The sequence below is a fragment of the Paraglaciecola arctica BSs20135 genome (genome assembly GCF_000314995.1).
GTDB lineage: Bacteria > Pseudomonadota > Gammaproteobacteria > Enterobacterales > Alteromonadaceae > Paraglaciecola > Paraglaciecola arctica.
Window position 1 is genome coordinate 158,647 of record NZ_BAEO01000062.1, and the last position, 26,225, is coordinate 184,871.

22 protein-coding genes are annotated in these 26,225 nt (G+C 41.0%); 13 read left to right on the forward strand and 9 right to left on the reverse strand.

The window, feature by feature from the left end:
- Window positions 1-55 precede the first annotated feature (55 nt).
- Entirely contained in the window at window positions 56-4,057 is a 4,002-nt protein-coding gene (locus tag GARC_RS21000) for a choice-of-anchor U domain-containing protein (protein WP_007624148.1), read from the forward strand.
- A 91-nt stretch (window positions 4,058-4,148) separates the two neighbouring features.
- On the opposite strand, the gene GARC_RS26510 is transcribed toward GARC_RS21000, so the two are convergent.
- The 4 genes from GARC_RS26510 to GARC_RS21020 all read right to left on the reverse strand — a co-directional run bounded on the left by GARC_RS26510 (window position 4,149) and on the right by GARC_RS21020 (window position 8,976).
- Window positions 4,149-5,735, reverse strand: coding sequence for a substrate-binding periplasmic protein (locus GARC_RS26510; RefSeq protein WP_153810987.1), 1,587 nt, complete (start codon window positions 5,733-5,735; stop codon window positions 4,149-4,151).
- Between the two features lie 127 nt (window positions 5,736-5,862).
- The gene (locus GARC_RS26515; protein ID WP_081587601.1) at window positions 5,863-5,994 is read right to left on the reverse strand and encodes a DUF2256 domain-containing protein; all 132 of its coding nucleotides are present in this window, start codon (window positions 5,992-5,994) and stop codon (window positions 5,863-5,865) included.
- A complete protein-coding gene (locus tag GARC_RS21015) occupies window positions 5,981-7,519 on the reverse strand; it encodes a cryptochrome/photolyase family protein (protein ID WP_007624157.1) in 1,539 nt (512 codons plus the stop codon). Before GARC_RS21015 ends, GARC_RS26515 begins: the two co-directional genes overlap by 14 nt.
- Window positions 7,516-8,976: a cryptochrome/photolyase family protein gene (locus GARC_RS21020; protein WP_007624162.1), complete on the reverse strand. Its 1,461-nt coding sequence runs from the start codon at window positions 8,974-8,976 to the stop codon at window positions 7,516-7,518. Before GARC_RS21020 ends, GARC_RS21015 begins: the two co-directional genes overlap by 4 nt.
- 116 nt (window positions 8,977-9,092) lie before the next feature.
- On the opposite strand from GARC_RS21020, the gene GARC_RS21025 reads away from it, so the two are divergent.
- From GARC_RS21025 to GARC_RS21050, 6 genes are all read left to right on the forward strand, one after another.
- Window positions 9,093-9,368 carry a TIGR03643 family protein gene (locus GARC_RS21025; RefSeq protein WP_007624165.1) on the forward strand — a complete coding sequence of 92 codons (276 nt, stop codon included), beginning with the start codon at window positions 9,093-9,095 and terminating at the stop codon, window positions 9,366-9,368.
- Between the two features lie 12 nt (window positions 9,369-9,380).
- Window positions 9,381-10,547, forward strand: coding sequence for a hypothetical protein (locus GARC_RS21030; RefSeq protein WP_226989262.1), 1,167 nt, complete (start codon window positions 9,381-9,383; stop codon window positions 10,545-10,547).
- A gap of 103 nt (window positions 10,548-10,650) precedes the next feature.
- The gene (gene ovoA, locus GARC_RS21035) at window positions 10,651-12,765 is read left to right on the forward strand and encodes a 5-histidylcysteine sulfoxide synthase (protein WP_007624170.1); all 2,115 of its coding nucleotides are present in this window, start codon (window positions 10,651-10,653) and stop codon (window positions 12,763-12,765) included.
- Window positions 12,766-12,782: 17 nt separating this feature from the next.
- Window positions 12,783-13,979: an FAD-dependent monooxygenase gene (locus GARC_RS21040; RefSeq protein WP_007624175.1), complete on the forward strand. Its 1,197-nt coding sequence runs from the start codon at window positions 12,783-12,785 to the stop codon at window positions 13,977-13,979.
- A gap of 19 nt (window positions 13,980-13,998) precedes the next feature.
- The gene (locus GARC_RS21045; RefSeq protein ID WP_007624177.1) at window positions 13,999-14,406 is read left to right on the forward strand and encodes a DUF1801 domain-containing protein; all 408 of its coding nucleotides are present in this window, start codon (window positions 13,999-14,001) and stop codon (window positions 14,404-14,406) included.
- A 59-nt stretch (window positions 14,407-14,465) separates the two neighbouring features.
- Window positions 14,466-15,281: an alpha/beta hydrolase gene (locus GARC_RS21050; RefSeq protein ID WP_007624179.1), complete on the forward strand. Its 816-nt coding sequence runs from the start codon at window positions 14,466-14,468 to the stop codon at window positions 15,279-15,281.
- A gap of 26 nt (window positions 15,282-15,307) precedes the next feature.
- Here the strand turns inward: GARC_RS21050 and GARC_RS21055 are convergent, their stop codons facing one another.
- The 3 genes from GARC_RS21055 to GARC_RS21065 form a co-directional block, all read right to left on the reverse strand.
- Window positions 15,308-15,673 carry an MmcQ/YjbR family DNA-binding protein gene (locus tag GARC_RS21055; protein ID WP_007624181.1) on the reverse strand — a complete coding sequence of 122 codons (366 nt, stop codon included), beginning with the start codon at window positions 15,671-15,673 and terminating at the stop codon, window positions 15,308-15,310.
- Between the two features lie 108 nt (window positions 15,674-15,781).
- A complete protein-coding gene (locus GARC_RS26085; protein WP_007624183.1) occupies window positions 15,782-16,204 on the reverse strand; it encodes a hypothetical protein in 423 nt (140 codons plus the stop codon).
- Window positions 16,205-16,985: 781 nt separating this feature from the next.
- Window positions 16,986-17,426, reverse strand: coding sequence for a hypothetical protein (locus GARC_RS21065; RefSeq protein WP_007624187.1), 441 nt, complete (start codon window positions 17,424-17,426; stop codon window positions 16,986-16,988).
- 692 nt (window positions 17,427-18,118) lie between these two features.
- On the opposite strand from GARC_RS21065, the gene GARC_RS21070 reads away from it, so the two are divergent.
- The 6 genes from GARC_RS21070 to GARC_RS21095 all read left to right on the forward strand — a co-directional run bounded on the left by GARC_RS21070 (window position 18,119) and on the right by GARC_RS21095 (window position 23,742).
- A complete protein-coding gene (locus GARC_RS21070) occupies window positions 18,119-19,366 on the forward strand; it encodes an acyl-CoA dehydrogenase family protein (protein ID WP_007624197.1) in 1,248 nt (415 codons plus the stop codon).
- Window positions 19,367-19,460: 94 nt separating this feature from the next.
- Window positions 19,461-19,679 carry a hypothetical protein gene (locus tag GARC_RS21075; protein WP_007624200.1) on the forward strand — a complete coding sequence of 73 codons (219 nt, stop codon included), beginning with the start codon at window positions 19,461-19,463 and terminating at the stop codon, window positions 19,677-19,679.
- A 49-nt stretch (window positions 19,680-19,728) separates the two neighbouring features.
- The gene (locus GARC_RS21080; protein ID WP_007624202.1) at window positions 19,729-20,148 is read left to right on the forward strand and encodes a hypothetical protein; all 420 of its coding nucleotides are present in this window, start codon (window positions 19,729-19,731) and stop codon (window positions 20,146-20,148) included.
- Between the two features lie 179 nt (window positions 20,149-20,327).
- Window positions 20,328-21,074 carry an NUDIX domain-containing protein gene (locus GARC_RS21085; RefSeq protein WP_007624204.1) on the forward strand — a complete coding sequence of 249 codons (747 nt, stop codon included), beginning with the start codon at window positions 20,328-20,330 and terminating at the stop codon, window positions 21,072-21,074.
- An 88-nt stretch (window positions 21,075-21,162) separates the two neighbouring features.
- Window positions 21,163-22,923 (forward strand): protein adenylyltransferase SelO, encoded by a 1,761-nt coding sequence (locus GARC_RS21090; RefSeq protein ID WP_007624206.1) that lies wholly within the window; start codon window positions 21,163-21,165, stop codon window positions 22,921-22,923.
- 120 nt (window positions 22,924-23,043) lie between these two features.
- Window positions 23,044-23,742: a substrate-binding periplasmic protein gene (locus GARC_RS21095; protein WP_007624208.1), complete on the forward strand. Its 699-nt coding sequence runs from the start codon at window positions 23,044-23,046 to the stop codon at window positions 23,740-23,742.
- A 51-nt stretch (window positions 23,743-23,793) separates the two neighbouring features.
- Here GARC_RS21095 and GARC_RS21100 read toward each other — a convergent pair whose 3' ends face one another.
- Window positions 23,794-24,966, reverse strand: coding sequence for a phosphoglycerate dehydrogenase (locus tag GARC_RS21100; protein WP_007624211.1), 1,173 nt, complete (start codon window positions 24,964-24,966; stop codon window positions 23,794-23,796).
- Window positions 24,967-25,011: 45 nt separating this feature from the next.
- Window positions 25,012-26,136 carry a phosphoserine transaminase gene (locus tag GARC_RS21105; RefSeq protein WP_007624213.1) on the reverse strand — a complete coding sequence of 375 codons (1,125 nt, stop codon included), beginning with the start codon at window positions 26,134-26,136 and terminating at the stop codon, window positions 25,012-25,014.
- Window positions 26,137-26,225 lie beyond the last annotated feature (89 nt).

Sequence of the window (26,225 nt, forward strand, 5' to 3'; positions counted from 1 at the left end):
TTGAATTCTTAGGATTAGCAAAATACTGTGAATAAATCAGAAGTGAGGATTTTTTATGTTTAAAACGAAACCGCAAATCGCCGCTGTACCTCGACTTAACTGGCTAAGATTACACCTCTTTAGTTTTACCTTAATTGTCATGATTGGTTTGGCTTGGCCTCATGCAAGTTATGCTCAAGTTGCCACCTGCCCAGGTCCGCCACCTTTGACGACTACTGATTCAGATAGTGATGGGTACGACGACAATATTGATGTTTTCCCATCCGATCCTCTTCGTCATTACGACTATGACATGGATGGCATCAGTAATTACGACGAAGATGATGATGATGGTGATGGTGTACTCGACATAAATGACAATAATCTAGATGCCGACACTGTTATCAATTTCTATGACCCTTTCCCCGAAGATCCTCTTGAGTGGCTAGACACTGATGGGGATTGCCTTGGTAACAATGCGGATATGGATGACGATAACGATGGTTATGCTGATACCGTTGATCCTTTTCCTTTAGATGCCTCTGAGTGGGAAGACACTGACAGTGATTTGATAGGTAACAACTCTGACTCTGATGATGATAACGATGGTGTAATTGATTTATATGATGATTTGCCTACAGACCCTAATGAACAAACCGATACCGATCACGATGGCATTGGTAATAATACTGATGAAGACGATGATAATGATGGTGTTGACGATATAGATGATGCTTTTCCGTTACTCGCTACTGAAACATTAGACACAGATAATGATGGTATTGGAGACAATGCCGATCCTGACAACGATGGTGATGGTGTAGTTGACGCCAATGATATCTGGCCAGATGATCCAGATGAATGGTTCGATAATGATGGTGACATGATTGGAGATAATGAAGACACCGATGACGACAATGATGGCTTTGCAGATAGTGTTGATGCATTTAGGACCGACCCTGCTGAAAATTTAGATACTGATGGTGATGGTGTCGGTAACAATGCCGACAGTGATGATGACGGTGATGGGGTAAGTGACAGTAATGACAGATTCCCTCTCGACCCATCAGAGTATATTGATACTGATGGTGACGGCACCGGTAATAACGCGGATTCCGATGATGACGGTGATGGAGTGGAAGATGGTATTGATAAATTTCCACTTGATAGAACTGAATACTTAGATACAGATGGCGATGGTATTGGTAACAATGCAGACACCGACGACGATGGTGATGGCGTAGCCGATAGTATTGATCCTGAACCTCTTAATATGGCCGAAGATACCGACACCGATGGGGATGGTGTCGGCAACATTACCGATACTGATGATGATGGAGATGGTGTAACCGATGGCTTTGATGCTTTCCCTTTAAATAAAGATGAATGGGACGACACTGATGGAGATGGCTTAGGTAATAACTTAAGTGATGCCGATGATGATAATGATGGTATAGCTGACTCTGCGGACGCCTTTCCCTTAGATAGTAATGAATGGCTTGATACAGATAATGACGGTACAGGTAATAACGCAGACACTGATGATGACGGAGACGGCACCATCGATAGCATCGATGCTTTTCCACTTAATTCTACTGAATCTAAAGATACCGACGGTGATGGTATAGGTGACAACGCCGATAGTGACGACGACAATGACTCTTTTATTGATATCAATGATGATTTTCCGTTAGACCAATTTGAATGGTTAGATACAGACGGCGACACCGTCGGCAATAATGCTGACAACGATGATGATAATGACGGCATTAAAGACTCATTAGATATATTCCCACTAAATGACGCTGAATCAGTCGACACAGATGTTGATGGCATTGGTAATAATGCAGATAGTGACGATGATAATGATGGCTCAATAGATGCTGATGATGTGTTTCCCCTTGATAGATCAGAATGGCTAGACACCGACCTTGATGGCATCGGAAATAATTTGGATACCGACGATGATAACGACGGAGTGACAGATAATCTGGATTTATTCCCTTTAGACAGTTCTGAGTGGCAAGACTCAGATGCTGATGGAACGGGGAACAATGCGGATAGCGACGATGATAATGATGGCGTTAGTGACACCGATGATGCCTTTCCACTTGATCCTGTTGAAACTACCGACACGGATTTAGACGGTATTGGCAATGTATTGGATAACGATGATGACGGCGACGGCGTACTAGATTATTTGGATGAAAGGCCGCTTGATCCTTTAGAGTCACTAGACAGTGATGACGATGGTATAGGTAATAACATTGATCTCGATGATGACAATGATGGCATGAGTGATGAGTATGAAGACACTTATGGTTTTGATTCCTTGGATCCAGCAGACGCTTTACTCGATAGTGATTTGGATGGTGTGATTAACATTGATGAAGCTCATGACGGCAGTAATCCTTTTATCGATGATTACCCCCCAGAGATTGATGTTCCGCAATCGCTGCACCTGAACGCTGAACATATTTTCACAACTCTTACTGAAGACGCTTTAGTGGCGGCGACAAATATTTCTGCTAATGACGGCTTAGATGGAGATGATTGTTGTAGTCTGAGGCCCGTCGGTTTTGAAAGTGGTGTGCAGGTATTAACGTCTGGGCAATATCCGATTACATGGCGTGCTGTTGATAATGCTGGCAATATTGCTTACAAAGAGCAAATAATTAACCTTTATCCCTTAGTTAATTTTGAAGCCGATCAGACTGTTGCAGAGGGGAGCACAGCAAGGGTAAAAGTTGTCTTATCTGGCAGCGCTCCCAATTATCCTTTTAAGATCCCCGTTGCAGTAGTTGGGAATGTCGACTCTTTTGACTACAGCATTGATAATGAATTTGTGGTGATTGAAAGCGGCACTATTGGTTATATCAACATTAAATTGAATGAAGATTTTCAAACTGAAGGTGATGAACTACTTATTCTTGAATTTGATGATGGGTTGAATGTGGGCTCGCAGAGAACTCATACTATTACCGTAAGTGAAGATAATTTAGCGCCTAATTTGAGTGTGGCGGTAACACAACAAAACGTGGTGTTATCGAATGTTGCTAAAGATGACGGTGATATTAAGCTAACTTTGCAGATTGACGATTCTAATCCAGATGATACACATATTATTGAGTGGACTATTCCTTCAGAGTATCAAACACAAATTAGTGCCAATCAGATGGTGGCGGTCATTAACCCTAGTAACTTAACTTTACCAAGCACTAATAGTGATATTTTGTCTTTGTCGGTGGAAGTTACCGACAGTGGTGAGGGAACATTAGTGACCACAAAAATCATCAATATAGCAATCTTGGCGACTCAACCTACATTAACTAACAGTGATGTTGATCGAGACGGATTAACCGATAAGGAAGAAGGTTTTGTGGACCAGGACCTAGATGGTCTGCCAGCATTTATGGATACATCAGATGTCAGTTATATTCAGCCTAAACATGTTAATTCTGCCATTACTAAGTTTGTCGAAACTGAACCTGGTTTAGAACTATCACTGGGGAAATATGCAAGATTACAACAGTCAGACGGTGTGATGTTGTCCGAGCAAGAAATTCAAGCAACGGGGTTGGTTGCCGCTGATGACCTTAGCCATCAAGATGAGTATTTCGATTTTGAAATTAATAATATTTTACCATTAGGTAGCTCGGTGGATATCGTTTTACCTTTGCAACACAGTCTTCCTGAGTTTGCTACTTATAGAAAATATACAGATGCACAGGGCTGGCAATATTTTGTGGAAGATGCGAGTAACAGCTTAGCGTCAACTGTATCTGTTAACGATGTATGCCCGCCGCCTAATAGCAGTAAGTACTCAACAGGGTTGAATCAAGGTGATGATTGTGTGCGTTTAACCATTAAAGACGGTGGTCCCAATGATGCTGACGGCATAGAAAATGGAACTATTGATGATCCCGGTGGCATAGCTGTGCAGACTGTAAATGAAATCGTCAAAAACCTTGATCCAGAAACAAGCACTAGTGGAGGTGCGTTTAGTCTAAACCTTGGGTTGCTAATAATGTTGTTTGGATGGCGCAGTATTATAGGTCGTTCTATTAACCTAAAATAACAACTTTATGGGGTATATAAACCAGATGTAAAACTGCTAAATGTTTTTATCTGGTTTATCGCCTTAACAAACAAGTCATATGACTTTGTTATTATTTGTCTTCGCTTTGTGCCCAAAGTTTAATAATTCCATCGTGTTCATGCATATTGGACATATTGCGCTGTTTAAATTCCATTAACCATCGTTTAACCATCGATTGATATTGTATCGTTTGCTTAAATATGACTGCTGAAGACTTTAATTTTTCAATTAACTTCTGAGAGGTACCTTGTTTTGAAACTGCCAGATAACTGGTCGCAAGCTGAAACTGAAATACTCTCGTAAGATCACTGCAGGATTCTTCAATTGTTTGGCATATTATGTTGACTCCACCATCTGACAAAAATAAATAGTCCGCTTCGCCGGTTAGCACTTTCTGCACTGCCACTTGCCATGTTGGGGTGGCCACGGCGATATGCCCTGCGTCAATGATTATTTGTTCACGAAAATCACCGGCAAGTACAGTAATTACACTTTGTGGCGGTAATTGCGCGATATTATCGATACTGGTGTTTTGGTGGCTAGATTTACGGCCAAATATAGAATAAGCATTCTGTGTGATTGGGGATATCCAATGGAAACTGTCCTCTCTGTCTTGGGTTCTTGCTAAAGCAAAAACTAACACATCAGACTTCATTTTACTTTCGACTAATATACGCTGCCAAGGAGCAACTAGAATTTGCTGCTGCATGCCTGCCTCAGTTAATATGCCTTGCACTAATTCAACAGCGTAACCGGAGGGTTTGCCATGTTCATCATATTGACTAAATGGTGGTTCAAGGTGAGTTAACACCCAAATGTTATTCGCAAACAATTGATTATTATTGATTTCACCAAATGTTATAATGCCTTCTGTCATGGTGACATCGGCTTCTAGTTGTTGTAATTTTGGTAACCACTGCTCTACAAGTTGATCGAATGTGTTAGTCCTTTTAAAACGCTCTGAAGCATTTGCTAGTTTTATTGCATGCTCACGGTTAGTGTCAGTTTTTAGCATTGCCATATAACTGAATTGGATGTCATGAGTGTAAATTTTCTTTAATGATACACAGTTAAACTCGGCCAATTTACAGGTAGTAGAAATACCCAATTCAGAGAAAAATATCGAGGAAATTCTGCCTTTTAAAACAGCATCGACGGCCTGTTTCCAGCTATTAAACTCGACGATGTCTTTTACCCTATGATTACGCAAAATATCCGCGCGATAATCGCCACTTAAAACACCAACTGATTTTAATTTGTCGAGCCCATCAATTTTGGGATTTTTTTGTGAGTCATCAACCACAGAAAATATACCAATAACATTCGCAGTCATCGGTGCGATCCAAAAGAAATCATCTTCTCGTTCTGGTGTGCGAACTATGCCTGTTGCGACCGCCAGTTTGCTTTTATTCATTTGCTCGATTAAACGAGAAAAGGGCAAGGGGCTGACAGTTGGCTGGTATCCCGCCAAATTAAAAAGGCTTCGGGCATATTCAACTGAATAACCTGACATACGCCCATCGTCTTGTAGTTCACTAAAAATAGGTGATGGATTAGTGAGTAACTCTATTGGTGGTAATGACTCTTGAGCAATCGGCATTGAGCCATTAATAAAATAGAGACTAAATCCAATAAGCGACTGTATTACATGTTTCAAATTAGATTACCCATGGGCGGCTATAAATCGCCTATTGACCTGCCAATACATCTTAATGTGTATTTATTGTACTATAGGAATAGTGCATTGCCGATGGGGTAGGGCATAAAATGCTAAAACAGCTCTTTTATTTTTGCGCGCGGCTACAACGTTTGGAACAGTGTTTTACTTCATCCCAGTTCCTTTCCCACTTTTTTCGCCAATTAAACGAGCGGTTGCACATTAAACATACCTTACTGGGAAGCTCAGACTTTTTCATATGTGTCTAAAGTTTGGAGAAATATTTGGCTGTCCCGTTGGATAATTTGACGTTTCTCGTCAGTCATTTTGTTGAGTGTGCGGTAGGGCATGCCTAAACGTGGGTTGTTGCCTAGTTTTTCTTTATTTCTGTCTAAAAAATCCCAATATAAATAATTGAAAGGACAGGCTTGTGAGCCATTTTTGTCTTTGACTTTGTAGTGGCAACTTTTGCAATAATTGGACATTTTGTTGATATAGCTGCCGCTGGCGGCATAAGGTTTACTAGCCAGTAGGCCGCCATCAGCAAATAGGATCATGCCGGTGACATTGGGCATTTCGACCCATTCATAAGCGTCGGCGTAGACAATTAAATACCATTCGTTGACTTCATCAGGATGCAGGCCAGCTAATAAGGCAAAGTTACCTAATATCATTAAGCGCTGGATATGATGGGCATAAGCGTTTTCTGAGGTTTCTTTGATGCACTGATGTAGGCAGTTCATTTTGGTGTTGGCGTCCCAAAAGAATTTAGGTAGCGAACGTGTGGCTTCGAGAAAATTTTCGTTTTTATAGTCAGGCATTTTTAGCCAATACAAACCGCGAACATACTCACGCCAGCCTAATACTTGGCGAATAAAACCTTCCACTGCGTTTAGCGGCGCATCGCCATTTCGGTAGGCATTTTCGGCCTGTTCAATGACTTCTTTAGGTGTTAACAAACCGCAGTTTAAGTAAAAACTAATGTGCGAGTGATACATCCAAGGTTGACCTTGCACCATAGCGTCTTGGTAATCGCCAAAGTTAACCAAGCGCTGGGAGATAAATTCATCTAACACCACTAAGGCTTGCTCTCGGGTCACAGCAAAGTGAAAGTTTTCCAGTTGCCCAAAGTGATCGTCAAATTCTTTTGCTACTAACTCCAGCACTTCTTGGGTGATGGCATCGGTTTCGAATTTTGTGGGTTGTGGCGGTGACATTTCTTTAGGTAAAGCTTTACGGTTAGCGCTATCAAAATTCCATTTATCACCTACAGGCTTGTCGCCATCCATCAAAAAATGCCATGCTTTGCGCATTTCGCGATAGAAAAACTCCATGCGTAATTGTTTACGCCCTTGTGCCCAAGAGGCAAATTCTTCTAGACTAGCCAAAAAGCGATCGTCTTGGCGAATTTCTACCGCTATGTTTAACTTTTCTTGCCAACTCTGCATCTCTACTAAAACACGATACTCACCTGGGTGAGTGAGTATAATTTTGTCGATATTTTTCTGTTCACACAACCGTTTCACTTCGCCAAACAAACTGCCTTTGTTGTCTTTACCGTCATATTTTGTATAGACCAGTTGATGGCCTTTGCCGGTTAATTCATTGGCAAAATGGCGCATGGCCGAGAATAAAAAGGCAATTTTCTTTTTATGATGTTTAACGTAGTTGGCTTCTTCACGCACTTCGACCATTAACAGCCAGTCGTTGTCTAATTCGCAATCCTTTAGGCTGGCTAAGTCATGGCTGAGTTGATCAGCTAAAATTAATCTTAAAGTACTCATGACGACGCTGGTGTTTCGTTTGGTTGTTGTTTTGACTGGGCTAAAGCATCAAGGGCGCGCAAGCGTGAGGCTTTTAAATCAACCAAGGGTTTAGGGTAGTTATCACCTAGTTTTACCCCTGCATAATCCAGAATATTTTGCGGTGCATCCCATGGATTATGAATAAACTTGTCTGGCATTTTACTCAACTCAGGACAGTAACGTTTTACATAGTCACCGTGCACATCAAAACGTTGTCCCTGCGTTACTGGGTTAAAAATTCTAAAGTAAGGAGAAGCATCAGCACCGGTCCCCGCAACCCATTGCCAGCTTGCACTGTTTGCGGCTAAGTCGGCATCTAACAAACAATCCCAAAACCAACGTTCGCCTTTGCGCCAGTCGATTAATAGATTTTTAACTAAAAACGAAGCGACCACCATACGTACTCGATTATGCATAGTGCCTGTTTGCCAGAGTTCGCGCATACCTGCGTCCACAATGGGAATGCCGGTTTGACCAAGTTGCCAAGCCTTAAGTGAATCTTCATCATTGCGCCAAATAAAATGTTCAAACTTAGGGCTGAAGTTTTTTTGTGGAATGTGCGGGAAATGAAACAACAAATAATGAGAAAACTCCCGCCAGCCTAATTCACTTAAATAACAATCTAGGCCTATATCTTCGGTATTGCCGTTAAGGGCATTAATGCCCGCATACCAAATTTGATTCGGCGATATTTCACCAAAGTGTAGGTGCGGTGATAATTTAGAAGTGGCACCTAGTTCGGGAAAATCTCGTTTGTTTTTATACTCTTTGGCCCCGTCAGGTAAAAATTCGCTGAGGTGTTGAGCTGCGCCTTTTTCACCCGGCGTCCACATAGTTTGTATAGTGCTATGCCAACTTATTTCAGGCATGAGTTCTAGTGAATCTATGCCATTATCAATTTCAGAATAATATTCAATTTGCAGATCTTTGGGGGCCGCAACAGGCATTCTGGGTGATGATTTGGACAAACACCCGCGGCGGTAATAAGGCGTAAACACTTTATATGGGGTCTGATCCTTTTTTAATACTTGCCAAGGTTCCCATAATAAATGGCTGTTAAAGCTTTGCACCTCTATTCCAGCTGCAACTAATGTTTGTTTCAGTTGGGTGTCGCGTTTTATTTGCCATGGCTCATAAGCCCGGTTCCAGGCTATGCGTTTTATGTCATGCTTTTGCATTAACCCGATTAATAACTTACTAGCATCGCCTTTGATGCAGTGTAATTGATTATCTAATGAATCATTTAAAGCATTTAGTGACTGATGTAGCCACCATTTACTGGCTCCACCCGGTACACAATGTTCGGGGCAAGCAGTATCAAAAATAAACACAGGGATCACTGAGTCTAGCTTTGCGGCAAAGGCTAATGCTGGGTTGTCTCGTAAGCGAAGATCTTGACGGAACCAAACTAAAGTTGAGTCGGTGATAAAAATCACTCCAAAAATTAACTAAATAGTTTAAGTAATACTAACAAATGAGGTTTCTAGATCTAATATTCATGAATATTAATTATTAAGTGAACCTATTATTTCATTTATTCGTAATCCCGAGTATGAATAAGAATGAATACACTTTTAATACAGCAGAAAAATCACGCATTGTCGAAATGGATTGGGAGGATAGAACCCCTTATGAAGCTATTGAAGGCTTGTTTGGGATTAACTCCAATCAGCTAATTGACTTGATGCGCAATGAGCTGAAAATTGGGTCGTTCAAGGTTTGGCGTAAACGTATGCGAGGCAGGCAAACCAAACACCTTAGTCTAAGACCACAAGGTATATTGCGCGGATATTGTAAAACTCAATATAAACATAGCCGAGGAAAATAAGGTTGATTGTTGTTGTTTGAGCCTTACACTAAACAAAATTTCAGTTCACCAAGTGTCCATCAAAAATTTATGTTGATCCAAGATGTTATCCAACACTTACTGAATATACTTGAAGCCAAAGGGTTTAAACCCTTTGTGCATTTCGAGTTGGAGGGTGTGTGTGAATTACACGCTAAGCAACAAAGGCTCGATTATCAAAGTATCAATAAAAAATTAGCGCAACTCGGAATAGACGGTGAATTAAAGTCCGAATATTGGAAAAATCAATGGGAATTTGTATCCTTATTTAATGGCCAGTCACCATTAAAAGAAGCACAAAACCTAGCCAAAGCGATGCAGCTGTTACCCCAAATCATGTGTCAGTATGGGGCATCTAAAGTCATGATGGTACCTGTTGCTTGGGGAGCGGATAAAGGGAGGTATGTGTTTGGATCGGGTGCAATATTTTCATTGGATACTCGGTCTGTACATATTCCTAATGCGATCCAAATGAATGTCAGTGTTGAAAACCAGCACGGCGAAAATTTATTTGCGCAACAAGGATTAGGAGAGTGGATCCAGTATGAGTTGTTGAGCAATAGTTATGCTTGTTGCCTATTGTTTTTACCCGAGGAAGATGCCTTTAAACGTTTAACTTTACGTCAAGACTATGGATTGGACGCAGAGTTGAGTTCACCGGTTTTATTGTCTGGTGGCCATCAAGGCAGCATTGCTTTGTACAAAGAAAAAGGCAAACACAATCAGGTTATGGGTTTAGAACCATTATTTTTTGCTACTGATAATTCAGTATTGCATTACACAGGTGATTGGCGAAAAACTGCGCGAGTAGAGCATAGAATTGGCGCAACCAGTAAAAATTATGATCCTTATTTGAATATGCTGTTTATTCTTATTAATGTGCTTGAAGGGATCGGCAAATGGCAAACTAACAAAACCTTACCAAATTTTGTGGATAAAGCATTACCCGTGTCGTTGTACGATCAACAGCACAACCAAAATGAGAGTCATCAAAGTGCGCAACAAAACTTAGGTGCACTATCTTTATTTAAAAACGATATGTGGTTGGTAAATAAAATAGATTATTACTGTGAAGATATGCCCAATCTGAGTGGAATAAATTTGGGTGTGAAAATTAAGGAAATGGTTCTGAGTAAATATCAGAGATCGTTTATTACGTAATAACCGTAAAAGACTCTTTATAGACCCGTAAACACTAGTAAAAGTTGTATCAGTAATATTTTAGGCTGAGACAAGTAGTCAAAAGAAATTAGGAAAGCACGTTTTGCTAAAACAAAAATCACTCATATTAGACAAGCCACCGTTATTAATTGGCAATGATGTTGAACAAAAAAGAGTCGAGCTCAAAACCTATTTTGAGCAAACGTGGGAGCTTTACGAATCGCTCTTTTCGTTAATTAATCAAGACGAAGCTTTCTACTTGCGTCCAGAATCATTGCGTCATCCACTCATTTTTTATTATGGTCACACGGCTGTTTTTTATATTAATAAGTTACTGTTGGGCAAATTTATACAAAACCGAGTGAATAACCAAATCGAGTCTGTTTGTGCTGTGGGTGTGGATGAAATGTCTTGGGATGACCTTTCAGCGGATAATTATCAATGGCCAAGTGTTGAGGCCGTATCTGAATATCGCGATCAAGTGAAAGCATGTATCTTGGATTTGATTGACAAGATGCCGCTTAGCTTACCTATTACTCAAGATTCCTTGGCTTGGGTGATCCTTATGGGTTGTGAGCATGAGCGTATTCACATTGAAACATCGTCGGTTATCATGCGTATGCTTGATAGCGATTATTTAACCTCATCTAACTCATGGAAAAACTGCCCTGATATAGACAATGCACCTAACAATACTTTATTAAGCGTTGCGGGTCAGTCATTAGTCTTGGGTAAGCCAGATTCCAATCCGACTTATGGCTGGGATAATGAATATGGGCAATTACACCTTGAGGTGAGTGATTTTACTGCCTCGCAATATCTAGTTTCTAACCAAGAGTTTATGCAATTTATTGATGCTGGTGGCTATCACACACCTAGCTATTGGACCGAAGAAGGACAAAGTTGGCTAGATTTTACTAAAGCACAGATGCCACGTTTTTGGCGACGTAAAAACGGTGCATACTGGCAACGAAATCTTACTGAAGAAATGCCCCTGCCGTTGAATTGGCCTGTCGAAGTTAATTACCTTGAAGCCAAGGCTTTTTGTAATTGGAAGGACAGCATTAGTGATGATTATGTTCGCTTGCCTACCGAAGCTGAATGGCAAGTACTCCGTGACCAACTCGACACAGACTTAGCCGATTGGAAAGAAGCCCCAGGTAACATTAATTTAGAACATTTTGCTTCGTCATGCCCAGTGAATAAATTCAAACAAACTGAATTTTATGACGTGATTGGCAATGTATGGCAATGGACCGAAAGCCCCATAGATGGCTACGAGGGTTTTAAAGTACATCCGCTATATGATGATTTTTCAACACCTACTTTTGATGGGCAGCATAATCTAATCAAGGGTGGGAGCTGGATATCCACAGGCAACGAAGCCACCCGTGATTCTCGCTATGCGTTTCGTCGCCATTTTCACCAACATGCTGGATTTCGTTATGTTTCGAGTAAACATCAGGAAGTACCTATTACTCCAGTCACAAAATGTGAGATGCAAACTGATATTAGCCGTTTATTACATCATCACTTTGCTGCGGCTAGTTACCAAACCGAGCATGATTTGCAGCAACTCCTTAACTTACTGCAACCCTATGTGACATCTAGCAGTAAAGTACTCGATTTAGGTTGCGGGGCAGGGCGTTTGGCGTTTGAATTAGCTAAAACTGCCGGTCATGTTGATGGTATAGATTTTACTGCAAGACATATTCAGCATTGTCTTAACTTAAAAGAGCAGGGGCAATTACGTTACGCTATGCCTACTCAGGGCGAAATTTTCGATTTTCATGAAGTGACACTAGAGGATTTGGGTTTTGCACAATCACCTGAAAACTTACATTATGCACAAGGTGACGGACATAACCTAAAACCGCAGTTTAATGATTACGACTTAGCAATTTGTCATCGTGTTATCGAATACAGTTATCACCCAGAAGTGTTGTTACAACAACTTAGCCAAAGAGTAAAAGCGGGTGGGCTAGTGGTTTTAGGTAGCAGTTATACGTGGAACCCATCTATTACCGATAATAAACATTGGATCGGCGGGTTTAAACGTAATGGTGAAAACCTTAGTAGTGAAGCTCATTTGTTTGAAATCATGTCTGAAGAATTTGACTTGTTACAAGAAACCCAAGTCACCAGCCAATTTGAATTGGATCAACGTACTAGCCAAACCGCTAACAACCATATTACTATCTGGCGCAAACGAAACTAAATCGCTGGATAGTTGTTTTGAGTAAAAAAATTGTTATTGCAGGTGCAGGTATTGGTGGTTTGTGTGCCGCGTTAGCATTGGTTAGACGTGGATTTGAAGTGGCTGTTTATGAACAAAGCCCACAACTTGGCGAAGTGGGCGCTGGCCTACAACTCAGCCCCAATGCAATGCATGTATTGCAAGCATTGGATGTAGCTGACCAAGTTAAAGCTAAGGCGTTTCGCCCCAAATCTGCTGTGATGCGTCATTATCAAACGGGAAAAACTTATTTTACTGTGCCTTTGAGTGACACTGCTACTCAAAAATATGCTGCTGATTATTTGCATATACATCGCGCCGATTTACATTCAATACTGCTAAATGCATGTGAAAAACAGAAAGTAAGTATTCACTTAGATCAAGCCGTTCAAGGTTACCAGCAGAATGCACAAGGCCTCACAATTCAACTTGAAAGTGGCACAAGCCTAGTCGCTGATTTGTTAATAGGTGCTGATGGTATAAAGTCACAAGTGCAAGCCTGTATGTTAGGGCAAACACCAGCTCAATTTACGGGGCAGGTTGCATGGCGCGGAGTGGTTGCAGCCAACAAACTGCCCAAAGGGCTTATTAAACCCAATGCCAATTTATGGGTAGGGCCAGGTAAACATTTTGTTAGTTATTACTTACGTGGCGGCGATTTAGTAAATTTTGTCGCTGTGCAAGAACGCACTGATTGGCAAAAAGAATCTTGGAACGAGCCAGGTAATATCAACGAATTGCGAGATACCTTCGATGGCTGGCATCCTGAAGTTACTGAATTATTAGCCGCATCAGAGCAATGTTTTTTATGGGCTTTGTTTGACAGGCCACCTCTTAATCAATGGACAGATCAAAACGTCGCACTTTTGGGAGATGCTTGTCACCCCATGTTGCCATTTTTAGCCCAAGGTGCTGCTATGGCAATAGAGGATAGTTATGCTTTGGCGCATTATTTGGCGACTGAAAATGACACCTCAACCGCTCTAAAAGCCTATCAAGATCTACGTTTAAGTCGCACTAGTGAAATTCAATTAGGTGCGCGCAAAAACGCGAGTTTGTATCATATGAGTTCACCCATTGAGCAGGCTAAATTAACGGTGTTATCGGGATTATCCAGTATTGGGCTAAGCGATAGATTGGCCGCGAATAAACTGGATCCTATTTATGCTTATAATATTGTTGAGCAGTTAAATTAATAAATACAGAGTATAAGTGATGGACATTCAAAACTCAGAGATACGCCAAGTATTTGATAACTGCCAACCTAAAACCAAACAGGCTTTGTTAACCATTAGGCAATGGATTTTTGAGATTGCTAAAAGCACCGAGCAAATAGGTCAAATCGCAGAGTGCCTAAAATGGGGCGAACCTAGTTATGTTACTGCTTCACCTAAATCAGGCACCACATTAAGATTATCTCAGCTTAAATCTAATCCTGAGGAATTTGGTTTATTTGTGCATTGCCAAACATCCTTAATCGAAGAGTTTCGGCAGGTGTATGCAGATTTCCAATACGATAAAAATCGCGGGGTGATTTTTGATAGTAGTAAACCGCTACAGACTGATGCAATCAAACAGTTTATTTTTCTTGCCTTAACCTATCATTGCCGAAAAACTGAGTGAAACAGTCTTCATTTATCTGTTAGTCGATGATTGCTAACTATTCATTAAAGGAGAACATAGTGTTTAGGTTACTTTTAGTTTTTACCTTAGTATTGTTACCCGCATATGCTAATTCTGCCAAGGTCGTGACATTCAGTGTCTATAGTCAGGCAATGAAAAAAGATGTGCCTAATACTATTATTTTACCCAAAGGTTATAGCGCTGAAAGTGGCTCGTTACCTGTTTTATATGCATTGCATGGTGCCACCGACGATCATACATTTTGGCCAACCATAGTCCCAAAAATCCAAGAGCTCGCAGACCAGTATGGCATCATTGTTGTGTGTCCTGACGGCGCAAAAACCAGTTGGTATATCGACAGCCCTATTGATCCAAGTTTTCAATATGAAACTTACATCAGTCGCGAATTAGTTAATTATGTGGATAACACTTTTAATACCCAAACCGATAAGTCTTCAAGGGCGATTATGGGATTGAGTATGGGAGGCTTTGGTGCGTTTTATTTAGCAATTCGTAACAATGAAGTATTTAGCGCAGCAATAAGTACCAGTGGCGCTTTTGATTTAAGGCCATTTCCAACTAATTGGGATATTGCAAAACGGATCGGTAAACAAACTGAATACCCTGCAAATTGGGAGAACTATTCAGTGGTCAACATGGCAGATTTACTTAAAGGAAAGACCTTAGCGTTATTTTTTGATATTGGTGTGGATGACTTTTTCTATAATGGCAACAAAGAATTTCATCAGAGCTTACAGTCTATGCAAATCCCCCATAGTTACCTTGAAATGCCTGGAGGGCATACTTTAGAGTATTGGCAGAACTCTATTAATTACCATTTTGTTTTTCTGGATGAGCATTTTAAAGCAAACTGATTGGATTTTTAGAGGTTATTTACCAGTTAATTTTGATTCAAACCAAGCTCTTTTTGTTTGCTTTTAGTTAACCCTAAGGAAACCAATCGATAAGATTCAGATAGGTAATAAATTAACTCGTCATCTTTTTCTATGACACTATCAAATTGCTGTATCCATTTCATACCGCGATTCGCAAAGTAGGGTGCTGGCTTATATCCTTCAGATTCTGTTAAAAAACCAAAATTTAAATCCGAGGTTTTAAAAACAAAAGCTGGTTGCTCATTTTCTCCCCAGCCACCGATGGCAAACACTTTACCACCGACTTTCCAAACGTGAGAATTTCCCCACTGAACCACATAGGTCGTAGCAGGCAATGAACCACAAAACGTATTAAATTCATCGTAATTCATGCAGATCCCATAAGTGCCAATATATTGAATAACAATTTAAAGGTTTGGCCCATAAATATCCACTGCAGACAATAACCGCCAAAAAATCACTTTCCTTAATTTGTAGTATTAGTCCTTACTTCCTGGTTTGTCTTTGTTTTGCATGATTTTTCCAAAGTATTGCTGCAGCTTGTCCTTTCCTGATTGGGTAAGCTTGCCATCTACCTGCTGTTCTTTGACCACAGTTTCAATCTTGGAAATCCAGAAATCAACATTACTATCCGCTGCTTCTTTATTGTTCTCAGGTTCACCGTTGGGTGAGTCAACCGCAAATAAATTTATCCAATGATCGCTTTTTTTCCCTAGTCGCATTAGCCGATTAAAATAACTCTGCTGTTGATCGTTAGCCATCACAACATCAAAGACTATTAATACCATTGAAACTGGACTCATCAAAATATCCCGCAGTGCGTCTAAACCCAACTTAAATTGAAAAACAATGCCTTGGCGAATAAGCGGCCAACGTGCAGGTTTATTGGAAATGTCTTGCATATGCTCTATCCGAGTCCTGTGAGTAAAGGAAGAATAAGCGTTATATCTTAGCTATACAACAGAGCTAGATTAGTCATTTAGTGAGCGCCCAATCTGACTGACTTGATTGAGCATATTGCCAATATTCAATAATGAGTCCTTGAGTAACGGCAAAACTGAGAAAGCAGTCGGTAACATCCTCCCGTTTATCCCCCGTCATTCCTTCGGAGGAAGGAATCTCCAACAACATCTGTAGATTTCAATAAAGTATCTTATTTCCAAAGTTGAAATTGATTGAAATACACTAATTTCATACTGTTTTTAAACGATTTAAATTGGCTGCACGGTAAATGTTAGTGGGTTCCCTCCTCCGAGGGAATGACGTGTAATATCTTCAATATCTGCGCCGTCAGCGAGGTGTAAGATCTTAAAAATCCTCACCGTCTGTTTACTGCTAATTGGGATCGCTCACTGAATGACTCGGCTATGACGGCTCATAGGCTCAAAGCTGCCGTTCAACCTGAGAAGTTATTTTGGTCCGCTTTGGGCGTGAAGCCGAAGTTATCATTAAAGGTATACAATGATCGATATTAGTACACTCGAGCGCTGTCAGTGCTAACTCTTTCCCCAATAACAACTCTCTTGTTCACATGCTTTTCCTCCGTGAGCTCTGTGCCCTCTGTGGTTCAAATTCTTTTTGCTTTTAACTACCGGAAAGATGGGGATGGCACACAACCGACTATCATAGTTGACTCCGTCTGAAACCAGCGCAATTTGTTAACGCTTCACTGGTTAAGACAGTTTATGCTTTATTATTAGTAGAGGGGATATCATCATCAGACTCAATAATCATTTCAATCTCCTGCTGAATTTCAATCACTTCTTCCTCCCGCAAATCTTTCATAAATGCACTGGGTAATACATTCACGCCTATTTTTTCTCCTAATTTGACAACAAAGGGCAAAGTGATGGGTGAAAAAGGTAAAACTGCAAGCACTCCTAATCCAAGTCCTCGAATGACATCAACAAATTGTCTATGAGCCTCTTGCATTTCCTGCTTACTCGCTTGGCCTTTAGTGAATCTTTTGTAGGTAATTAGCATAACCTTAGTCTCTCGGCTTTCTTGAGCCAGGCTTCGTTTTACCGACAACAAACCAAGTTTGAGGGGAATAAGGGCATTGCGTTTTATCGCAGAATTTTGGCGTTTAATGGATTGGGTCACTCTTATAAAATAGCGCTTCAAAACAAGTTACCTTTACGATTGAACTGTTTGATTAAGAGGGACTGCTGTGCCTGAGTTTTTAGCATCGTTATTTTTAATATAAATAAACTTAAAGTGAGTTGAAATAAAGTGAAAATCATTGGGATATTGATTTCTTATTGCTCTTCAAAAACTACAAGGTAACAAATTCCAAAAACTAATTTGAGTATAGCAAGGATAACCCCTATCCATGATCTATATAACAAAGCTAATTTGAGAGCATACTGACTTTATGCAGTCAGACAATCTGACTAACAGTTTCGCTCAGTGAAATTATTAAGGTACTCAATGTTTCTAATCAATTATTTAGAAACGAAAATTGTTAATGTTCTTTAGGTACAAAAATCAGAAGGTAAAAATGCATTATTAGCTATTAAATTTAGAAAAATAACAGCCTCTTTCTAAATTGTTATTTGCTTAGGGGTTGCTCAAAACGCTGTTCCAAAAACAACAGTGATGTACCTCTATAATTCACTGTTATAAAGAAGCCATGAAATAGTCGTTTTTTATAAAAATATCAGTAATTTCAGGTTCTTGGAGCGATCTTGATAGCCATCACTGCGTCATTCAACTATTATATTTTGACTGATTTATTTGAAATCTAACCTTCACTATATGTGTCATGAAGCGTCAGTAAAACACGTCAGATTTCACTCAATTTTAAGGAAACAAATATGTCGACTGAAGACTTAAATGATTTACGTATGTCTGAGGCTGTGCGTCCACTTTATCTAGCGGTAAAAAAGCACATTGAAGAGAATGTTATACCGATCCAAGACGAGTTTTATTCAATTGGTGAAAAACTTGCTGATCGTTGGAGCTATTCTGAACGTCAAATGGAATTATTAGAAGGCGCTAAAAACAAAGCCAAAGAGGCAGGCCTTTGGAATTTTTTCTTGCCAGATGCTGAAACTGGTCAAGGCTTATCAAATTTGGATTATGCCTATATTGCCGTTGAACTGGGTAAAGCACCTTTAGCCTCTGAAACATTAAATTGTTCAGCACCTGACACTGGAAATATGGAAGTGTTGGAACGAGTTGGTACGCCTGAGCAAAAGGCAAAATGGTTGGCACCACTTCTTAGAGGTGAAATACGTTCTTGTTTTGGTATGACTGAGCCTAATGTTGCCTCTTCAGACGCAAAAAACATCTCAACATTGGCGGTTGAGGATGGTGATGACTGGGTGATTAATGGTGAAAAATATTATATTTCTGGCGCCGGTGATCCTCGTTGTAAAATCATGATCTGTATGGTTAAAAGCAGCCCCGATGCGCCAACACATAAACAGCAGTCACAAATTCTAGTGCCATTAGACACTCCAGGTGTCACTATTGTTGGCCCAATGCATGTATTTGGTCATGACCATGCACCTCACGGTCATATGCACATTAAACTTGAAAATGTACGGGTGCCTAAGACCAATATGTTGTTAGGTGAGGGTCGTGGTTTTGAAATTTCTCAAGTACGTTTGGGTCCTGGGCGTATTCACCATTGTATGCGTTCAATTGGCCAAGCTGAAGAAGCCTTGCAACTTGCTCTTGAGCGTTCAACTTCAAGAGAAGCCTTTGGTAAAAAAATATATCAACTTGGTAAAAATGTTGAAGTTATCTCGAAGATGCGTATCGACATTGAAGCCATGCGTATGATGGTACTAAAAGCGGCTAAAGCCATGGATGTATTGGGCAATCAAGAAGCACGTATTTGGATACATATGATCAAAGCTATGGTCCCTGAGCGAGTTTGTGAAATTATTGACCAATCCATGCAGCTGCATGGTGCCACTGGTATTTCTCAATGGTCACCACTTTCTGCCATGTATGCAGGCCAGCGTACTTTACGTTATGCTGATGGTCCAGATGAGGTTCATCATATGGTAGTGGGTCGCAATGAAGTACGTGAATATGAGCGTAACAAAAGTTAACTAGACTGTTACCGAATGAGTACAGAATTAACAAGGGCCGGCATATCTGGCCCTTGTTGTTTCAGATTTTAAGGTTTTGCGTAAGGAGAGCCAAATGAGTAAATATAGTATTGCAAAACAATGTATGGCTGATGCCTTAGCGGCAGCTGACGAGGAAAATATTAATCACAGCGACGCACTAGAAGCGCTGATCATCACCGCTATTGCAGAAATGACAACAACTGCAGGCGCCACTCGTACTGCAGAGGTTATTGATTATGAATTGCGTAATATCTCAGGCGTGCTAGATAAAGACTTTTTAAGAGCGCGGTAACACCAGATTACAAGATCAAATATGCAATAAGATTAAACAGGAGAAAGTAGTGAACTACTATTTAGTTACCGCTGGTTGTTTAAGTGCTGTTGCTGCTTTGATCCATGTTGGTTGCATTATTTTTGGTGCGCCTTGGTATCGATTTTTTGGTGCCGGTGAACAAATGGCCGTGATGGCTGAACAAGGGTTAATAAAACCTAGCATCATTACCTCGCTTATTGTTGTTGTATTATCTATTTGGTCGCTTTATGCATTTTCTGCTGCGGGTCTGATAGGGCGTTTACCGTTATTAGGTGTTGCATTGAGTCTCATTACAATGATTTATTGTATGCGTGGGCTTGCTGGCTTTTATTTTGTTACTAACCCTATGGGGCGAAGCCCGGAATTTTGGATTTGGAGTTCGGTGATTTGTTTATCTATTGGTTTACTGCATTTAATTGGTTTGCAGCAACAATGGGACAGTTTATAAATCTGCGTCTTCATCGTTTTCACTATAGCTTTATAAAAGTAATAGCCGGTATTTTTTGTCGAAAAAAGGCTATAAAACATATTCCATTAATTTATACGGACTGGTATTAGCACTGCGGTTCATATCCACATACCCTATAATGTCCTGAACATGGCATAGTTACATATAAGTGATAAATTTTGTTAGCATTTGAGTACAACAAATTCAACGGTATCATCATTAACAGTGAGCAAATTCCTGAAGATATAGATGTATTTTTACCCCAGTTAAACGCCTTATTAAGTCATGCTAAACAACAAAAAAAGGCAGTTATCTGGTTAACATTACCCATTGATTTTGCGCACTTGATAGCAATAGCCACCTCGCAAGGTTTCACTTTTCATAATTGTTTGCCAACCGAAGTCACTTTAACCTTTAAGTTTGATCCAGAAAATTTTGTGCCTTTTGTACCTACCCATTCTCTTGGTGCGGGTGGTTTAGTACAAAATCCGCAGGGTGAAATATTAGTGATCCGTGAACGCGGAGCCACGACTTACAAGTTACCTGGTGGTCACATTGAACTAGGAGAAACAATTGAAGAAGCGGTGATCCGCGAAGTACTGGAAGAAACCGGCATCAATACTAGTTTTAGCGCAGTTTTAGGGATGGCGAGTACTCATCCATATCGATTTGGTAAATCCAACATATACATAGTGTGCAAGTTAGTCCCGTTATCGACGCAAATCGATATACAAGATACCCACGAAATTGACGATGCCAAATGGGTATTCCCCCAAGATTACCTAACCGATAACACTAATAGTGCGTTTAATAAGTATTTAATTAAATCGCTATTAAATGCAACAGGATTGGGTAAATCAACGCTGGATCTCAGTCAATTCTCAAAGCTAAAACACGAAGTGTTTTTGGCTGGCAATGAAGCTTAATAAGCATTTACCTCGATTACCCGAGTCCAGGGTAAAGTAAATCTCAATCGCTGCTTAAACTATAATATTTTTATCATGGAGAACCCAAATGATTAAACCGCTATCTCCGGTAACCCTGAAAACCGTCACGACATTAGACGACCTTGCAGAGTTGGCAAGCTACTCGTTTATGGACAGTCTCAATTGCGATCCAGATGCCAAAGAAAACGGAGCCGATCATTCGCCGCGACAAGTCTTCACCGGCCATTATGTTCCCGTGAGTCCCACGCCAATAGAAGAACCCGAGTATGTTGCCCACAGCAGCCACTTTTTTCGCGAACTTGGCTTCGCCGACAGCATGGCAAAATCAGCCGACTTCGTTAGGATGTTCAGCGGTGACATTTCGCAGGTTCCAGAGCCAATTCGAAAGGTCGGTTGGGCGACGGGCTACGCACTTTCGATCTACGGTAGCGAATACTTTCAGCAGTGCCCGTTCCAAACCGGTAACGGATATGGAGACGGTCGTGCAGTTTCGGTGTTTGAGGCCGTCATTAACGAACAACGCTGGGAAATGCAACTCAAAGGTGGTGGACGGACGCCATATTGCCGCGGCGCCGATGGTCGCGCTGTTCTACGGTCAAGTATCCGAGAGTTCTTGGCTCAGGATCACATGCATTCACTGGGCGTGCCAACATCGAGGTCGCTGAGTTTGTATGTTTCGAAAACACAGAAGGCCAAGCGTCCATGGTACTCCCAAGGATCGCTCTCAATAGATCCCGATATGTATGTATCAGAGGCGGTCGCCATTACTACGCGTGTTGCACCATCCTTCATTCGAGTTGGTCAACTGGAGCTTTTTGGCCGCCGTGCCCGCAAGCAGGAACACCCAAATGCGAAGCAGGAGTTAGAACAAATTGTATTGCACGCAATATTTCGTGAGTACGCTGACGTCATCGACCAAAAGTTAAGCAGCGCCGAAAAAGTAGTATTGTTAGCACGGGAGTTTCGAGGCCGCCTTACTTCACTGATAGCAAACTGGATCCGCGTCGGTTTTTGTCAGGGTAATTTTAACAGTGATAACTGCGCGGTAGGTGGATTTACCCTTGATTATGGTCCATTTGGTTTTTGTGATGTGTTTAACCCACACTTCCAGTCATGGACAGGCGGCGGGCATCACTTCTCGTTTTTGAACCAACCAGTGGCAGCACAACAAAACTTCCAATCATTCTGTACGGCGCTGCGACCTTTGTTGGCTTCACATCAAGACTATCTATTGCAGCTCGACGAGATACAAAGTGGCTTTTCGAAGGTGATGCAAACTCAAATGCAGGAGATGTGGGCTGCCAAACTTGGACTTAGCACTTTTCATGGGGAGTTGTTTAATGAGCTCGAAACACTTATGGCGCAAACCCCGGTCGATTACACTATCTTCTTCCGCGAACTTTCGACAGTGCCTGATAACATTGAGCCACTCAAAAAAAGCTTCTACCAGGACTTTGGATCTTCTATGACTTCGATGCAAGAGTCGTATAAAACGGCTCCAGAAGTGATGCAACAACGCTGGTCACTGTGGCTCACTAAATGGAACTCACTAGTTAACAGTGATAATACTGCTTTGTCTCGTTCTCGTGATGAGCTATCTAAGCAGATGAAACTTGTGAACCCAAAATATATTTTAAGGGAGTGGTTTGTTGTGCCAGCATATCAGCAAGCAAGCTCTGGGAATTATTCTCTAGTACGAGAACTGCAGGACGTCATGACACAGCCATATGCTGAGCAGTCGAAGGATATAGAGGATAAATATTATCGTTTGAAACCGTCCGAATTTTTTGAGGTAGGTGGATTATCACATTTAAGTTGCTCGTCGTAGTTTTTCAAAAACGACTCAGCTTGAATTAACAATCATTGGTATTATAAATCTCGATAACAAACGTTTTTATTACCGTGATATGTTATTTTGGTCACAATAAAGAATTCATAGATAAGCGGTATGAAACTACAAATCTTGTTACTAATTTTCCTTATACCGAGTGTATCTTCAGCGGAATATAGGATTAAACTCGCCGCAGAAAATAGTTGGCCACCTTATTCAAATGAAGCTGGTGAAGGTATTTCAAAGGATAAAATCCAACGTGCTTTTGATAGTGTTGGTGTCGATGTTGAGTTCATTGTTGTGCCTTATGCGAGGGCCCTATTTTTGGCTCAATCAGGTAAAGTAGATGGTGCATTTAATGTGACTAAACAAAAAAGCACTCTTGATAAATTTGTTTTTGGTAAGGTGCCAATTGTACAAGTTAAGGCCTCTTTTTATTACCATAAAGAGTCGGATTTAAATTTCAATACTGTGGATGAAATTCCTGCGGGAACCTCAATAGCCCTAATTCGCGATTATGAATACGGTGAACCCTATGAAAACAGCAAACATAAATTTAACGAGGTAAGGGTTTCAAGTCAAAAACAAATAATCAAACTCTTGCAATTAAAACGAGTCGATATGGCGATAATGTTTGATGATGTAGCTGAGTATTATTTGTCAGAATTAAAACTGAATAAAAATGAGATTAAAAAAGGGCACATTAATCATACTAGTGATATTTTTGTTGCCTTCAATAAACACAAAAAATTGAGTGAGGTTATTTTACTTTTGGATGAAGGTTTAAAACAGACTCATATTAGTTACAGCGACTAAAGTGTAAATTATATGGCTAGCTCATTTTCTTGAGCTAGCCATATAATTTAATCAGCCAATCAACCTAACCGTAGTGACATGTTCAATGTTACGAATAGCTTCAATTACATGACCGTTTTCCATTTTTTCTACATCGAGAATGTTGTAGGCCAAATCGCCACGGCTTTTGTTCATCATATCGAGTACATTGACGTTGTGATCGGCCAATACCGATAACACGCTGCCGAGTACTTTGGGTACGTTTTTATTGGCAAAAATAATGCGTTGTCCTTCACACCTTGCCATGCTCACTTCGGGGAAGTTAACTGAGTTTTTGATATTACCGTTTTCTAGGTAATCCATAATTTGCTCTGCGGCCATAATAGCGCAGTTCTCCTCGGCTTCGGCAGTGGATGCGCCTATATGTGGCATGGCTATTACATCGCTTCGACCATAAAAAACAGGTTCTGGGAAGTCACACACGTAACCTCTCAGTTTGCCACTATCTAGTGCCTTAACTATGGCTTGTGGATCAACAATAGACTCACGGGCAAAGTTGACTAACAACATGCCTGGTTTGGCTTGAGCAAGGGCATCATCATTGATCATATGCTGAGTTGGTTTGATGGCGGGTACGTGTAAACTCACATAATCACAACGGGCGAGTAGAGCGTACATACTTTCAGCTTTTTGTACGTCGCTAGATAAACGCCAAGCGGCCTCAATGGAAAGTGCAGGGTCAAAACCGACTACATTCATGCCTAGTGCCAGCGCCATGTCGGCAACCATTGAGCCTATTGCACCTAAACCAACAATACCTAAGGTTTTGCCTTTAAGTTCATTACCGGCAAATTGTTTCTTTTGCGCCTCTAAGGTTTTATGTAATTCAGCTGCGTCATGCACATCGTGTAAAGTGGTGACATGATCAATACCTGATTTTATGCCGCGAGATCCTAAAAGTAGACCTGCTAACACTAATTCTTTTACCGCATTGGCATTGGCACCTGGGGTATTAAATACCACTATGCCTTTTTGACTGTAGTCTTCCACTGGCACATTGTTTACGCCTGCACCTGCTCTTGCCACAGCCAAAACCGAATCGGCGAGCACTTCATTATGTAGTTTATGACTGCGTAGTAATACCGCATCTGGGTGTCCAATATCCGAAGCCACTTCATATTTCTCGCGACTAAAACGTTCTAGCCCTTTGACCGAAATCTGATTGAAGGTTTTAATTTTGTACATGTTATTCCTTAATTGTTTTTAGCGTAAATTGGGACAATCAGGCGTTTAAAGTATTTGCTTTTTCACGCTGTGGTAAGCCCATTCAAGCCAAGGCATTAAGGCTTCGATGTTATTGTTTTCGACTGTGGCACCACACCAAATCCGCAGACCCGCGGGGGCATCTCGGTAAGCACCAATGTCATAGGCGACTTGATGTTCTTCGAGCAATTTGACCACGGATTTAACTTGTTCTGGGGTTAAGTCAAGGGTCAAACAGACGCTAGTATTAGAGCGAATATTGGCGTCTTGCGCCAAAAATTCAATCCAGTCATGTTGTTCTACAAAGGCTTCGATTGTGGCCAGATTTTTATCTGCACGGGCAATAGTCGCGGTTACACCGCCTATAGATTCGACCCAATTCAAGGCGTCTAAATAGTCCACCACACATAACATTGAAGGTGTATTGATAGTTGCTCCAGTGAATAAGTCTTCAATGAGTTTTCCACCCTTAGTCATGCGGAAAATTTTAGGTAATGGGCGAGCAGGAGTATAAGACTCAAGGCGTTCGACAGCACGGGGGCTAAGAATTAACATGCCATGGCCACCTTCGCCACCCAAGACTTTTTGCCAACTGTAGGTGGTCACATCGAGCTTTTCCCAGTCCATTTTTTGGGCAAAAACAGCTGAGGTAGCATCACAAAAGGTTAACCCTTTTCGATTTGAGTCTATCCAGTCTGCATTCGGTACTTTTGCACCAGAGGTTGTTCCGTTCCATGTAAATACCAGATCGTGGTCACAGTTAACTTCTTTAAAATCAGGTAATTGGCCATAGTCTGCACTAAATACACGGGTGTTTTCTAATTGTAATTGTTTGCTAATATCGGTTGCCCAGCCTTGACCGAAGGATTCCCAATACAACACATCGACAGGACGCTCACCTAACATTGACCACATCGCCATTTCCATCGCGCCCGTATCAGAAGCGGGTACAACGGCGACACGATAACCTTCAGGCAACCCCAAAATTTTGGCGGTATCTAAACAAGCACTTTTTAGCGCTTGTTTGCCAATGGTGGCACGGTGAGATCGGCCCAAGACCGATAAATCTAGTTTGCTGACATCGTATCCAGGGCGTTTGGCGCAAGGACCAGAAGAAAAATTAGGGTTGGCAGGTTTAAGGCTAGGGTGCATGATTTTCTCGCGCTAAAGGTGTGTAAATGTAATAAGTATCGAGCATACAAGTGATTGAAACCTATCACCAATATTCAAGTGTCATGATT